This window comes from Gordonia neofelifaecis NRRL B-59395, assembly GCF_000192435.1.
In the GTDB taxonomy this organism is placed as follows: domain Bacteria; phylum Actinomycetota; class Actinomycetes; order Mycobacteriales; family Mycobacteriaceae; genus Gordonia; species Gordonia neofelifaecis.
Genome location: NZ_AEUD01000013.1, coordinates 94,107 through 107,979 on the forward strand (window position 1 = coordinate 94,107; position 13,873 = coordinate 107,979).

Here is a 13,873-nt window from a genome sequence, read left to right on the forward strand (position 1 = left end):
AAACGGGCGATAAATGATGCACGCCGCGCAGTGGTCCACATCACAGGCGGCAGAACCATCACACGCGCACCAGGAGGGTCCCATGACCGCAACGCTCGACTCCGCCCTGCTTCCCGAGGTCGCCGACTTCGTCTCCCGCGACCGCCAGATGCTCATCGGCGGACAGTGGGTCGACGCCGCGTCCGGCCGCACGTTCGCCACCGTCGATCCCGCGACCGGCCAGACCATCACCAATGTCCCGCACGGCGACGCCACCGACATCGACCGGGCGGTCGCCGCCGCCCGCGCCGCCTACGAGGGCCCGTGGGGTCGAATGAAGCCGAACGAGCGCGAGCGTCTGATCTGGCGCGTCGGCGACATCCTGTCCGAGCGCGCCCAGATCTTCGGTCAGCTCGAGGCCCTCGACAACGGCAAGTCCGTCGCCATCGCCACCGCCGTCGACGTCGGCTGGTCCGCCGACGTGTGGCGGTACAACGCCGGCCTGGCAACCAAGATCAAGGGCGCGTCGATCACCCCGTCGATGCCGTTCGCCGGACCGGACGCCGAGTTCCACGCCTACACCCGCCGAGAGTCCCTCGGCGTGTGCGGGCAGATCATCCCGTGGAACTTCCCGATCCTGATGGCCACGTGGAAGCTCGCCCCGGCGCTCGCCGCGGGCAACACCGTCGTGTTGAAGCCTGCCGAGCAGACGCCGCTCAGCGCACTGATGCTGGCCCAGGTCTTCGAGGAGGCAGGCTTCCCGCCCGGCGTGGTCAACGTCGTCACCGGTTTCGGCGAGGCGGGTGCCGCACTGTCGGCGCACATGGACGTCGACAAGGTGGCGTTCACCGGCTCCACCGAGGTCGGCAAGAAGATCGTGCAGGCCGCCACCGGCAACTTGAAGAAGGTCTCCCTCGAGCTCGGCGGCAAGAGCCCGAACATCGTGTACGCCGACGCCGACATCGAGGCCGCGGTCGCCGGATCGGTGGCCGCGTGGATGTTTAACCACGGCCAGTGCTGCGTCGCGGGCACCCGGCTGTTCGTGCAGCGCAGCATCTTCGACGAGTTCACGCAGGCTGTCGCCGACGCCGCGTCGCAGGCCAAGATCGGACCGGGACTCGACCCGACCACCGAGCTCGGACCGCTGGTCTCGCAGGAACAGTTCGACCGCGTCTCCCGCTACATCAACGAGGGTCTGGCCGACGGCGCCCGCGCCCTCACCGGCGGCAAGCGCTGGGGCGATCAGGGCTACTTCATCGAGCCGACCGTCTTCGTCGACGTGAAGCCGGAGTACTCGATCGTCGAGGAGGAGATCTTCGGTCCGGTCGTCGCCGCCCTTCCGTTCGACGACGAGGACGACGTCGCCCGCGCCGCGAACGATTCGATCTACGGCCTCGCCGCCGGCATCTGGACCAAGGACATCTCGAAGGCCCACCGCACCGCCGCCGCGGTGAAGGCCGGATCGGTCTGGGTGAACCAGTACAACGGCTTCGACACCGCCCTCCCGTTCGGCGGCTTCAAGCAGTCGGGCTGGGGCCGCGAACTCGGCGACTCCGCGCTCGACCTCTACACCCAGACCAAATCCGTCAACATCGCCCTCTGACTCGCCGCACACCAGGAGAAACTCATGAAGACCAAAGCCGCAGTCCTGCTGGAGCCCGGCAAGCCGTTCGAGCTGATGGAACTCGATCTCGACGGACCCGGCGCGGGCGAAGTCCTGATCAAGTACACCGCCGCCGGCCTGTGCCACTCCGACCTGCATCTCACCGACGGCGACCTCCCGCCGCGCTATCCCATCGTCGGCGGACACGAGGGATCCGGCATCATCCAAGAGGTCGGGCCCGGCGTCACCAAGGTCAAGCCCGGCGATCACGTGGTCTGCAGTTTCATCCCGAACTGCGGCACCTGCCGCTACTGTTCCACCGGTCGCCAGAACCTGTGTGACATGGGTGCCACCATCCTCGAGGGGTCGATGCCCGACGGGACCTTCCGCTTCCACGCGAACGGCCAGGACTTCGGCGCCATGTGCATGCTCGGCACCTTCTCCGAGTACGCCACCATCTCGCAGCATTCGGTGGTCAAGGTCGACGACTGGCTGCCGCTCGAGACCGCGGTACTGGTCGGCTGCGGTGTCCCGTCCGGCTGGGGAACCGCAGTCAACGCGGGCAATCTGCGGGCGGGTGACACCGCCGTGATCTACGGGATCGGTGGACTCGGTATCAACGCGGTCCAGGGCGCGGTCGGCGCGGGCTGCAAGTACGTGGTGGTCGTCGACCCGGTCGAGATGAAGCGCACCGAGGCGCTGAAGTTCGGGGCGACGCATGCCTTCGCCACCGCCGAGGAGGCCCAGGAGAAGGTCTCGGAGTTGACGTGGGGCCAGGGCGCCGACGCCGCGCTGGTCCTGGTCGGCACCGTCGACGTCCCGGTGGTCCAGGCCGCGACAGCCGTCATCGGCAAGGGCGGCAAGGTGGTCATCACCGGACTCGCCGATCCCGCCAAACTGACCGTCCAAGTGTCCGGCGCCGATCTCACGCTGAACCAGAAGACGATCATGGGCTCGCTGTTCGGCTCGATGAACCCGCAGTACGACATCGTCAAGCTGCTGCGGCTGTACGACGCCGGCGAGCTGAAGCTCGACGAACTCGTCACCCAGCGCTACTCACTCGAAGACGTCAACAAGGGCTACCAGGATCTCCGCGACGGCAAGAACATCCGCGGCGTGATCATGCACGCCTGACCCACCCCGAGCCCGCGGGCTCATCGGCGTCCGACCGCCGGTGAGCCCGCGGTTCCATGCACACGATCGGCACCGGCGGGGATGCCCGACGACCGCTCGGATGATACGACAAGTTCCGCTGACCGGAACTAGCGCTTGCTTGGTTAGCGATCGAAGTGTCGACTGATTGAACGACATCGAGTCAACCCTCCGTCATCCGAACAGCTCGGAAGGGATCCCCCGTGAGCGCTATCCGAACCCCGCAACCATCGGCCGACCCCGACCGCCGCATCGACTCCCCGGAGGGCGGCTTCCAGCAGATCCGCCGCGTGGCGCTGTCCAGCCTGCTGGGTACCGTCATCGAGTACTACGACTTCCTGCTCTACAGCACGATGGCGGCGCTGGTCTTCGGCGAGTTGTACTTCCCCAGCGCGAGCGGCGCGGTGTCGACGATCGCCGCGTTCGGAACGCTGGCCGCCGGCTATGTGGCACGCCCGCTCGGCGGCGTGATCTTCGGGCACTTCGGTGACCGACTCGGACGCAAGACCATGCTCATCCTGTCGATGTCGATGATGGGCGCGGCGAGTTTCCTGATCGGCGTCCTTCCCACCTACGCGACCATCGGAGTCGCGGCACCCATCCTGCTCGTCGCGCTGCGCATCGTGCAGGGCATCGCGGTAGGCGGTGAATGGGGCGGAGCCGCGCTGATGGTGATCGAGCATGCCGAGTCGAACAAACGCGGCACGTGGGCAGGCGTCATGCAGATGGGCTCCCCGCTTGGCTCGCTCGCCGCCACCGCCGCGGTCGTCGTCGTCACGATGCTCCCCGACAGCAGCTTCATGAGCTGGGGCTGGCGCATTCCCTTCCTGCTCAGCGCCCTGCTCTTGGCCATCGGCCTCTATGTGCGCCTCAGCGTCGTCGAGAGCCCGGTGTTCCAGGAGGCCACCGAAAAGGCCGAGCAGGACAAGACGGAGAAGATCCCGGCCCTCCAGATCCTCGCCCGGCCGCGTGCGCTGATCCTCGCCACCGCGGTTGGCATCGGCCCCTTCGTCCTGACTGCGCTGATCAGCTCGCACATCCTCGCGTACGGACCGTCGATCGGCTACGACAAGGCCGACGTGGTGCGGGCCGGCCTTTTCACCTCCGCCGTGGGTCTGGTGTGCATTCCGCTGTTCTCCGCGCTGTCCGACCGAATCGGTCGACGGACGGTGAGCCTGACGGGCGCGATCTGCGCCATCGCGTTCGCCTTCCCGATGTACGCAATGGTCAACACCGGGTCGGTCGTGATCCTGACGGTCGGCCTGATGATCGGCATCGCGATTCAGAACGCCCTCTACGCGCCCCTCGCCCCGATGCTGTCGGAGATGTTCGGCACCGGCGTCCGCTACACCGGCGTGTCGATGGGCTACCAGCTGGCGAGTCTGATCGGCGCCGGTTTCACTCCCATGATCGCCACCTCGCTTGTCGCTGCGGCCGACGGATCGAGCGTGCCGCTGAGCCTGACGATGATCGTCGGCGCCCTGTGCTCGCTCGTCGGCATCGCGATCATCCGCGAATCCCGCGGCCGCGATCTGACCGCGAAGATCTCCTCGGCCTCGGTCTGACCGCCGCCCACCGCGTTCAGGCCTGATGCCCTGGATCGAGCTGGTCGACGTCGGCGGCGCCGACCCAATCGCCGCGAACCGCGGAGTGTCCGGGAATCGCACCGCCGACGGGTTCGAGCACATAACAGGTGTGGTCGCCGCCGACGTCGATCCGGTCCAGCACTCGACCGGCGAACCAGATCCCGGCATCAGTGAGGACGGGCAATCCGAACGGCCCCTCGGTCCACGAGCATCGATCGAACTTGTCGATCTCGTCGCCGGTCTCGGACCCGAACAGCCGGACCAGGTCCAGGTGGTCGCGGCCCACCACGTGCACTGCGAGATGGTCCGCCTCGGCGGCCACCGCATGCGTGTGGTTCGCCCGCGAGATCCCCAGAACGAACCGCGAGGGATCGATGCTCATCTGGGCCGCGAAGCCGACGAGGCATCCGGACCGCCGGTCTCCAGCGACGGTCGTGACGAGATAGACCGGCGACTCGACGGTCGTCATCATCTCCTCGAAGGCCGAGTGGCCATCCGCACCAGCCATCGGTCAGTCGAACGCGACGTGGTCGACGAGCGAAGTCATCGTGATCATGTCCGCCACGTTAGCGTTCAGATCCGACAGCCGTGGGGCGCTCCGTGCACGGCGGCCCGATCCCCGTCGTACCACGACGTATCACCGCCGCTCCGGCGCACTCCGACTACCATCAGCTCATGCCCGGCACGCGTCCACAGCCGACTCGTGAGGAACGTGCTGCGCATCTGAAGGAGTCGATCTACCTGATCTTCGCGACTCTGTCGGTGACGCTCGCCATCCGCATGCACGGCGGTGTCACGGACCTGGCCGCGTTCGTGACCCTCGCGATCACCCTCGGCGGCACGGTGCTGGCCGTCTTCACCGCCGACATCCTGGCGCATCCGGTGGTCCACGGCAGCCTGATGACCCGCCATGAGTTCTTCCGTGCGGTGCGGACCAGTTTCGGTGCGCTGTCGTCGGTCACGCTGCCGTTCATCTTCCTGGCGATCGCATGGATCACCGATTGGGACGTGGACGCAGCACTGCTCGCGTCTACGATCGCGCTGACGGTCGCACTCGTGCTGATCTGTTGGAGCGCGGTGCGCCGAGTCGGTATCACCTGGCAGCAGCAGCTCGGCCTGCTCGCGATCGAGGCGGCGCTCGCCGGCGCGGTCATCGTGCTGCAGGTGCTGTCACACGCCTGACCGCGCTCCGCCCGAATCTCGAAACACGCTGTTCGAACGACCGCGACGTCGACCTATGCCACAGTCGACGAATGCCGGGACGACGACTGCCACGAATCGTCGTCCTGCTGTGCGCGGGCGGCGCCGCCCTAACCGGTTGCGACGCCGTCCCGTCGCCGTTCGCGCAAACGGTTCCACCGCCGTCGATACGGCTCGACGATGCCGACGCCCGAGTCACCGAGCTCGTCGAGCAGGTGTCCGGTCGGCCGTCGACCACGTCGATCGACGCCGCGACGCGGCTCGGCTGCAACACCGGCGACGCAGGCGAGAGCGTGGGTCCGCCGTATCGGATCCGAAAGGAGTGGATGGTCGATGACCCCGACGGCGCCCTCGTTTCCGCGACGCTGACTCGCGCAGCCGGGCTCACCCGGCAGGACTTCCACCGACAGCCCTGGACTCGACCCGACCCCGAGCCACCCGGGAGCGCAACTTACCGCGACGCCGTCGACTACGCGGTGACTGTGCGAGCCGCGACCCTGCCCTCGGGGAAATACGTACTGAGCGTCGTTGCGACGTCGCCCTGCGCCGCCTGAGTCGCCCCGCGCTGGAGTCCGCTCCTACCCCAGAGCGACGGTCAATTGCTCGACCCATGCGGCCTGGACGCCGGCCCGACGACGCGAGTCGTCGGTCAATGTGTCGGCGAGACCGAAGCCGCGGGCCAGGTCCAGCGTGATCTGCGCGAGCCGGTGAGCCTGAGGCCTGGAGCCGTCCGGATCCAGTCCGGCGACGACCAGCTTGTGGGCCGCGCGACCCAGCTTGAGCTCGAGCGGCCGGATGACCTCGCCGAGGGCGGGGTCGGACGCGGCGGCCGACCACACCTGCAACGCGGCTTTGAAGGGCTTGCCGGTGTAGATCGCGACCGCCTGAGCGACCACCGCGGCGATGCTGTCGGGTCCGGTGGGCAGCTCGGCCAGAGCCGCACCGGCCTCGGCGGTCATGTTGTCGTACATCTGCTCGATCACCGCGGTGAACAACGCCTCCCTGGTCGGGAAGTGATGTTGCGCCGCACCGCGCGAGACGCCCGCATCCTCTGCCACCTTCGCCACGGTCGTCGCGGCCCAGCCCCGGGTGGCCAGCAGGTCGACGGTGGACGCCAGCAGCCGCTCCCGGGTGGCCCGGGAGCGGTCCTGCTGTGGTTCTCGAAGCGGTGCGTTCATTCGCGACTAGTGTCCCATTCGGGCCTGCGCTTGCTGAGGAAGGCCGTCATTCCCTCACGGGCCTGGTCGGAGGCGAACAGCTTCATCGACTCCTCCGCGCGCGCCGTCGCGGCCTCGTCGAAGCCGTCGAGAAGCGCGGCGGTCGTCAGCTTCTTGCTGATCGAAAGCCCCTGCGGCGAGGCCTTCCGGATGCCCTCGAGCACAGCATCGAGATCGGCGGCCAGATCCTCGGCGGTGTCCCACGCGGACGTGACCAGACCGATCTCCTGTGCTCGTCGCCCGCCGAACTTCTCGCCGGTCAGGAAGTAGCGGCCCGCCGAGCGCGCCGTCATCTTGGCCAGCAGCGGGATCGAGATGATCGATGCCGCCAGCCCGAGTCGGGACTCGGTGAGGGCGAAGGTCGCCGCCGGCCCGACCAGCGCGATGTCGGCGGCACCGACCAGGCCGAGTCCCCCCGCCCGCACATGCCCGTCGGCGACGACGATCACCGGCTTGTCGAGTTCGAGGATCGTCCGGATCAGCCCGACCATCGCCTTGCCGCCCTCAGCCGTCGCCTCCTCCGGACTGAGCCCACGCTTGAGGGCCTCGCCGAGATCGGCGCCGGCGCAGAACGTTCCGCCGGTGTGGGTGAGGACGACGGCGCGGATGGACTCGTCGACGGCCGCGTCGAACGCGGTCTGCAGCTGCGCGACGAGCGCAGCGCTGAGCGCATTGCGATTGGCTGGGGAATCCAGCATGACTGTGAGAACGGAGGCGTCGACGCTCGTGCGGACGAGGAGGTCGTCGGTCATTGTCTGGCCCTTTCAGTGTTCAGGTTCTCGGCGAGGTGCGCCGGGGACGGGCGGGGAGATTCCTCCTCGGCTAGCGCCTCGTCCCTGCGAAGAGCTCGTCGGAATCTCCCCGCCCATCCCCTCGTTCCAGCCCGGATGCCGATGCGCCGCCGACCATGCCGAGTTGTCGGCGACAGCCGGCGATCAATACGATTTCGGCAGACCCAGCGAAGTCTGCGCGACGAAGTTCAGGATCATCTCGCGGCTCACCGGGGCGATCCGCGTCAGGCGCGAGAGCGGCAGCATCGCAGCGAGCCCGTACTCCATCGTGAGTCCGTTGCCGCCGAGCGTCTGGATCGCCTGATCGACGATCTTCGCCGTCGCCTCACCCGCCGCATACTTCGCCATGTTGGCGGGCACGGCCGCGCCCCAGTCGTCGCCCGCGTCGTACAGGGTGGCGGCCTTCTGCATCATCAACTTGGCCATCTCCAGCTCGATCTTGCCCTGCGCCAACGGATGTGCGATCGCCTGATGCGCACCGATCGGCGTCTTCCACACCGTGCGGTCGTTCGCGTACTCGACGGCGCGGTCGAGCGCGTAGCGGCCCATGCCGACGGCCGACGCGGACGCCATGATCCGCTCCGGGTTCAGTCCGGCGAACAGCTGGCTGAGGGCCGCGTCCTCGGAGCCGACGAGCGCGTCGGACGGCAACCGGACGTCGTCGAGGAACAGGGTGAACTGTTTCTCCGGGTTCACCATCTCCATGTCGATGACCTGATATTCGAAGCCCGGCGCATCGGTCGGCACGATGAACAGCGCGGGCTTGAGCCGACCGGTCTTGGCGTCCTCGGTACGCGAGACGATCAAGACGGCCTGCGCCTGATCGACACCGGAGATGAAGACCTTGCGGCCGTTGAGGATCCACTCGTCGCCGTCGCGTCGCGCCGTGGTGGTGATCTGATGCGAGTTGGATCCGGCGTCGGGTTCGGTGATGCCGAACGCCATGGTGATCGAACCGTCGGCGAGTCCGGGGATCCACCGCTGCTTCTGCTCGTCGGTACCGAACCGGGCGATGATGTTGCCGCAGATCGCCGGAGAGACGACCATCATCAGCAGGCCGCTGCCGCCGGCTGCCATCTCCTCCATCACGATCGCGAGCTCGTACATCCCGGCACCGCCACCGCCGTACTCCTCCGGGAGGTTGACGCCGATGAATCCGAGCCGGCCCGCCTCGTTCCACAGTTCGTCGGTCTTGCGGCCCTGCCTCGCGCAATCGGTGAAGTACTGGTGCCCGTACTTGGTCACCAGTGCGGCCACCGCCTCGCGCAGTGCGATCTGTTCTTCGGTCTCGCTGAAACTCATGGGGCTCCTTCAATGGGTAGTGAGTTCTGGTCTCTGATGATCACGTTGGGTGGGACACGGCCCCAGGTTGATCGAGTAGCCCGAGGCGCTAGCCGAGGGCGTATCGAGATCTGCCGGCGAAGCGGGTCTCGATACGCCGTCTCGCCTAGCGGCTCGACGACTACTCGACCAACCTGGACTACTCGACCGACCTGGACTCCGCGTCATCGTCGATGACCGCCAGTACGTCTCCGACGGCGAGCTGACGGCCTTCCTCGACGGCCAGCACCGAGACCACACCGTCCGACGGCGCGCTGATGGTGTGCTCCATCTTCATCGCCTCCAGCCACAGCAGCGGCTGGCCCGCGGTCACCCGATCGCCCTCGGCGACGGCCACCCGGATCACCGAACCGGGCATCGGCGCCAACAGCGATCCGGGCCGCTGCACGGCGGCCGGGTCGATGAACCGCGGTGCGCGCGTGAGCGTCACCGAGGCGCCCGGCCAGTCGACGAACACCTGGTCGCCGACCGTGCTCACCTGATAGCGCCGCACGACACCCGCTCGGGTCAGCACGACGACGTCCGGCGTCACCGACTCGACCGTCACTCCGTCGAGATCCGGCAGTTCTACCGAGCCGTCACGCGCCACGCGGTATCGCGCGACGATCTCGGCGCCGTCGGCGGCGACGTAGGTCTTGCGCTGGTAGTCGGACGCCAGGTTGCGCCAGCCCGACGGCGCGGCAGGCACCGCGGTCGCCGTCGCCCGGTTGCGCGCCGACTGCGCCAGCGCGGCCGCGGTCGCGGCCACCAGATCGGCGCCCTCGCCGGCGAGGGGCGCGGACAACTCCCCCACCCGCTCCTCGCTCAGGTATCCGGTGTCGGTGTGGCCGGCCAGGAAGTCCTTCTCGCGCAGCGTGTTCACGAGCATGTCCCGGTTGGTCACCAAACCGTGGATGCGAGCGTCCGAGAGCGCCCGGGCCAGGATGGCCGCGGCCTGTGCTCGATCCGGGGCCCACGAGATCACCTTGGCGAGCATCGGATCGTAGAACGTCGAGATCTCGCTGCCGTCGGTGATGCCCGAGTCGACGCGGACGCCCGGCCGCTCCAGAAGCCCGAACCGCGTTGTGGCGGGCAGATCGATCCGGACCACCCTGCCCGACTGCGGCTGCCAGTCGTGCGCAGGATCCTCCGCGTAGAGACGCACTTCGATGGAGTGTCCGAACCCGCCCGCGGCCGCCGCCACCGGCGCCTCACCGAGCGGCTCGCCCATCGCGACGCGCAGCTGCCACTCCACCAGATCGACCCCGGTGGTGAGTTCGGTGACCGGATGCTCCACCTGCAGGCGCGTGTTCGTCTCCAGGAAGAAGAACTTGCCGTTCTCGTCCGCCAGGAACTCGACCGTGCCCGCGCCGCGGTAACCGATCGACTCGACCGCCTTGCGCGCCGCGGCGAAGAGCCGCTCGCGCATGTCTCCGCCTACCCGTTCGACCAGCGGTGCCGGCGCCTCCTCGACCACCTTCTGATGACGGCGCTGAATCGAGCACTCACGTTCGCCGACGGCCCAGACCTCGCCGTGATCGTCGGCCATCACCTGCACCTCGATGTGATGCCCACGTTCGACGTACGGTTCGCAGAAGACGGTCGGATCGCCGAACGCCGATTCCGCCTCGCGGCGAGCCGCGGCGACGGCGTCACTCAGCTCCGCCAGGTCCCGCACGATCCGCATGCCACGACCGCCTCCGCCTGCGGAGGCCTTGATCAGCAGCGGAAGCTCGTCGGCGGTCACCGACTCCGGATCGATGTCCTTGAGCACCGGCACCCCGGCCTCGTCCATCAGCGCCTTCGCGTTGACCTTGGAGCCCATGGCGCGGATCGCGGCGGGCGGCGGACCGATCCAGGTCAGCCCCGCGTCCGACACGGCCTGCGCGAACTCCGCGTTCTCCGAAAGAAACCCGTAACCGGGATGAATCGCATCGGCACCCGCGGTCTGCGCGGCGGCGATGATCTCGTCCCCGCGCAGGTAGGTCTCGGCCGACGTCGAGCCCGGCAGACGCACCGCCGCGTCCGCGGCACGCACGTGCGGCGCGTCGGCATCGGGATCGGAGTACACCGCAACGGTGTTCAATCCCATCGAGACGCACGTGGCGAACACCCGGCTCGCGATCTCGCCGCGGTTGGCCACCAGAACAGAAGTGATTGCATTACTCATGTGCAGATTCCTCACATCCGGAAGACGCCGAAGTTGCTGGTGCCCTCGACGGGTGCCGACGCGATCGCCGACAGTGCCTGACCGAGCACCGTGCGAGTGTCGCGCGGGTCGATGACGCCGTCGTCGTAGAGCATCCCGGACAAGAACATCGGCACCGACTCGGCTTCGATCTGCGCCTCGATCATGGCCCGCATGCCCGCATCCGCCTCTTCGTCGACAGTGCCGCCGCGCGCCTCGGTGGCCGCCCGCGAGACGATCGAGATGACGCCCGCCAGCTGCGCGGCACCCATCACCGCGCTCTTCGCACTCGGCCACGCGAACAGGAACCGTGGGTCGTACGCCCGGCCGCACATGCCGTAGTGGCCGGCGCCGTAGCTCGCACCCACCAGGACCGAGATGTGCGGAACGGTGGAGTTCGCCACCGCGTTGATCATCATCGCGCCGTGCTTGATGATGCCGCCCTGCTCATACTCCTTGCCGACCATGTAGCCGGTCGTGTTGTGCAAGAACAGAAGCGGCGTGTCACTGCGGTTCGCCAACTGGATGAACTGGGTCGCCTTCTGCGACTCCGCCGAGAACAGCACGCCCTGCGCATTGGCCAGGATGCCCACCGGATGACCGTGGATCCGCGCCCACCCCGTGCACAGCGACGCGCCGTACTCGGGCTTGAACTCGTCGAAGTCGGAGTCGTCGACGATCCGGGCGATCACCTCACGCGGATCGAACGGAATCTTCAGATCCGGCGGAACGATTCCCAGCAGTTCCTCCGGGCTGTACCGCGGCTCGATCGACGGCGCGACCGGCCCCGGACCCTGCTTACGCCAGTTCAGCCGCGCGACGATCCGGCGACCGATGCGCACGGCGTCCTGCTCGTCCGCCGCCAGGTAGTCGCCGAGACCCGAGACCCGGGCGTGCATCTTCGCACCGCCGAGCTCCTCGTCGTCGCTCTCCTCACCGGTCGCCATCTTGACCAGCGGCGGACCGCCGAGGAACACCTTGGACCGATCCTCGATCATGACGACGTGATCGCTCATACCGGGGACGTACGCGCCGCCCGCCGTCGAGTTGCCGAACACCAGCGCGATCGTCGGGATGCCCGCCGCCGAGAGGTTCGTCAAGTCCCGGAACATCCGGCCGCCGGGGACGAACACCTCCTTCTGCGTCGGCAGATCCGCACCGCCGGACTCCACCAGCGAGATCACCGGAAGACGGTTCTGCTTGGCGATGTCGTTGCAGCGGAGGATCTTTCGCAGGGTCCACGGATTCGACGTGCCGCCCTTGACTGTCGGATCGTTCGCCACGATCAAGCACTCGACGCCCTCCACGACACCGATCCCCACCACGACCGACGCGCCGACCGTGAACTGCGAACCGTACGCCGCGAGCGGACACAGCTCCAGGAACGGCGAATCCTCGTCGACCAGCAGCTCGATGCGCTCGCGCGCAGTCATCTTGCCGCGCTTCCGGTGCCGCTCCACGTACTTCTCGCCACCGCCGGCCAGCACCTTACGGAACTCCAGATCCAGCTCGGCGAGCTTGGCGTTCATCGCCTCGACGTTCGTCGCGAACTCCTCCGACGACGTGTCGATCCTGCTGCGGATGATGGTCATTTCGAATCCCCCGTCGCTACGCTCGCCCCGACGTCCCCCGTCGCTACGCTCGCCCCGACATCCCCCGTCGCTACGCTCGCCCTCATGCCTGATACCCCAATCGCTTCGCCGCGAGACCGGTCAGGATCTCGTTGGTGCCGCCGCCGATGCCGATGATGCGCATGTCGCGGTATTGTCGCTCCACCTCGGACTCGCGCATATAGCCCATCCCGCCATGCAGCTGGACAGCCTTGTTCGCGACCCACTCGCCCGCCTCGACGGCGGTGTTCTTCGCGAAGCAGATCTCCGCGATCAGATCGTCGCCCGAGGACACGCGCCGCTCGACGACCGATCGCGTGTACGTCCGCGCCACATCGATCCTGCGGGCCATCTCGGTGACGCTGTCCTGCACCGACTGCCGGGCGATGAGGGGCTTGCCGAACGTCTCCCGGTTCCGGACCCACTCGAGGGTCAGGTCCAGGCAGCGCTGCGCACTCGCATACGCCTGCGACGCCAACGACGCACGCTCGGTGACGAAGGCCTGCGCGATCTGCGCGAATCCGGAGTTCTCCGCGCCGACCAGATTGTCGACCGGCACCCGGACGTCGGTGAACGACAGTTCGGCCGTGTCCGAACTGCGCCAGCCCATCTTGTCGAGCTTGCGCGCCACCTCGAAACCGGGCGTGCCCTTCTCGATCACCAGCAGCGACACCCCGGCAGCCCCCGGCCCGCCGGTGCGGACCGCGGTGACGACGAAGTCCGCGCGCACGGCCGACGTGATGAACGTCTTGGCCCCATTGACCACGTAGTGATCCCCGTCTCGAACGGCTGTGGTGCGCAGATGGCCGACGTCGCTGCCCCCACTGGGCTCGGTGATCGCGAGGCTGCCGATCTTCTCGCCGGCCAGCGTGGGGCGGACCCACTTGTCGATCTGATCCTGATCCCCGGCGGCGATCAGATGCGGCAATGCGATGCCGTGGGTGAACAGAGATGCGAAGACGCCGCCGGCCACACCCCGGTAGTGGAGTTCCTCGACCAGGATCGTGGCATCGACGAGGTCGCCGCCGCTACCGCCGATCTCCTCGGGCACGCCGAGGCCGAACAGCCCCAACTCGGCGGCCGCCAGATGCGTCTCGCGCGGGATCAGCCCCTCCCGTTCCCACTCGTCCTGGTACGGCAGAATGTGCCGTTCCACGAATCCCGCGATGCTGCTGCGGAGTTCACGTCGTTCCGGCGAGTCCCAGATGTCGCTCACGATGGGCACTC

Annotated in this window: 12 protein-coding genes; 5 read left to right on the forward strand and 7 right to left on the reverse strand. The window is 67.8% G+C overall.

All coding sequences use genetic code 11. From position 1 onward, the window contains the following. Nucleotides 1–82: 82 nt before the first annotated feature. The 3 genes from SCNU_RS14650 to SCNU_RS14660 all read left to right on the forward strand — a co-directional run bounded on the left by SCNU_RS14650 (nucleotide 83) and on the right by SCNU_RS14660 (nucleotide 4,299). A complete protein-coding gene (locus tag SCNU_RS14650) occupies nucleotides 83–1,582 on the forward strand; it encodes an aldehyde dehydrogenase family protein (RefSeq protein ID WP_009680168.1) in 1,500 nt (499 codons plus the stop codon). A 24-nt stretch (nucleotides 1,583–1,606) separates the two neighbouring features. After that, nucleotides 1,607–2,716, forward strand: coding sequence for an NDMA-dependent alcohol dehydrogenase (locus tag SCNU_RS14655; protein ID WP_009680169.1), 1,110 nt, complete (start codon nucleotides 1,607–1,609; stop codon nucleotides 2,714–2,716). 221 nt (nucleotides 2,717–2,937) lie between these two features. After that, nucleotides 2,938–4,299 (forward strand): MFS transporter, encoded by a 1,362-nt coding sequence (locus SCNU_RS14660; RefSeq protein WP_009680170.1) that lies wholly within the window; start codon nucleotides 2,938–2,940, stop codon nucleotides 4,297–4,299. 16 nt (nucleotides 4,300–4,315) lie between these two features. Here the strand turns inward: SCNU_RS14660 and SCNU_RS14665 are convergent, their stop codons facing one another. Beyond that, nucleotides 4,316–4,828, reverse strand: a complete 513-nt coding sequence (locus SCNU_RS14665) for a flavin reductase family protein (protein WP_009680171.1) — start codon at nucleotides 4,826–4,828, stop codon at nucleotides 4,316–4,318. Between the two features lie 167 nt (nucleotides 4,829–4,995). Here SCNU_RS14665 and SCNU_RS14670 point away from each other — a divergent pair, with 167 nt between their 5' ends. Both SCNU_RS14670 and SCNU_RS14675 read left to right on the forward strand, forming a co-directional pair. Then, nucleotides 4,996–5,502 (forward strand): hypothetical protein, encoded by a 507-nt coding sequence (locus SCNU_RS14670; RefSeq protein ID WP_139026037.1) that lies wholly within the window; start codon nucleotides 4,996–4,998, stop codon nucleotides 5,500–5,502. Nucleotides 5,503–5,573: 71 nt separating this feature from the next. Then, complete coding sequence (locus tag SCNU_RS14675; RefSeq protein ID WP_009680173.1) at nucleotides 5,574–6,074, forward strand: hypothetical protein; 501 nt, start codon at nucleotides 5,574–5,576, stop codon at nucleotides 6,072–6,074. 24 nt (nucleotides 6,075–6,098) lie between these two features. On the opposite strand, the gene SCNU_RS14680 is transcribed toward SCNU_RS14675, so the two are convergent. The 6 genes from SCNU_RS14680 to SCNU_RS14705 all read right to left on the reverse strand — a co-directional run bounded on the left by SCNU_RS14680 (nucleotide 6,099) and on the right by SCNU_RS14705 (nucleotide 13,871). Beyond that, nucleotides 6,099–6,698 carry a TetR/AcrR family transcriptional regulator gene (locus SCNU_RS14680; RefSeq protein WP_009680174.1) on the reverse strand — a complete coding sequence of 200 codons (600 nt, stop codon included), beginning with the start codon at nucleotides 6,696–6,698 and terminating at the stop codon, nucleotides 6,099–6,101. Further along, the gene (locus SCNU_RS14685) at nucleotides 6,695–7,489 is read right to left on the reverse strand and encodes an enoyl-CoA hydratase family protein (protein WP_009680175.1); all 795 of its coding nucleotides are present in this window, start codon (nucleotides 7,487–7,489) and stop codon (nucleotides 6,695–6,697) included. Before SCNU_RS14685 ends, SCNU_RS14680 begins: the two co-directional genes overlap by 4 nt. A 183-nt stretch (nucleotides 7,490–7,672) precedes the next feature. After that, nucleotides 7,673–8,830 carry an acyl-CoA dehydrogenase family protein gene (locus tag SCNU_RS14690; RefSeq protein WP_009680176.1) on the reverse strand — a complete coding sequence of 386 codons (1,158 nt, stop codon included), beginning with the start codon at nucleotides 8,828–8,830 and terminating at the stop codon, nucleotides 7,673–7,675. Nucleotides 8,831–9,008: 178 nt separating this feature from the next. Beyond that, nucleotides 9,009–11,018 carry an acetyl/propionyl/methylcrotonyl-CoA carboxylase subunit alpha gene (locus SCNU_RS14695; protein WP_040518546.1) on the reverse strand — a complete coding sequence of 670 codons (2,010 nt, stop codon included), beginning with the start codon at nucleotides 11,016–11,018 and terminating at the stop codon, nucleotides 9,009–9,011. An 11-nt stretch (nucleotides 11,019–11,029) separates the two neighbouring features. Next, on the reverse strand, nucleotides 11,030–12,628 hold the full coding sequence (locus SCNU_RS14700) for an acyl-CoA carboxylase subunit beta (protein WP_009680178.1): 1,599 nt from the start codon (nucleotides 12,626–12,628) through the stop codon (nucleotides 11,030–11,032). Between the two features lie 82 nt (nucleotides 12,629–12,710). After that, nucleotides 12,711–13,871 (reverse strand): acyl-CoA dehydrogenase family protein, encoded by a 1,161-nt coding sequence (locus tag SCNU_RS14705; protein WP_009680179.1) that lies wholly within the window; start codon nucleotides 13,869–13,871, stop codon nucleotides 12,711–12,713. Nucleotides 13,872–13,873 lie beyond the last annotated feature (2 nt).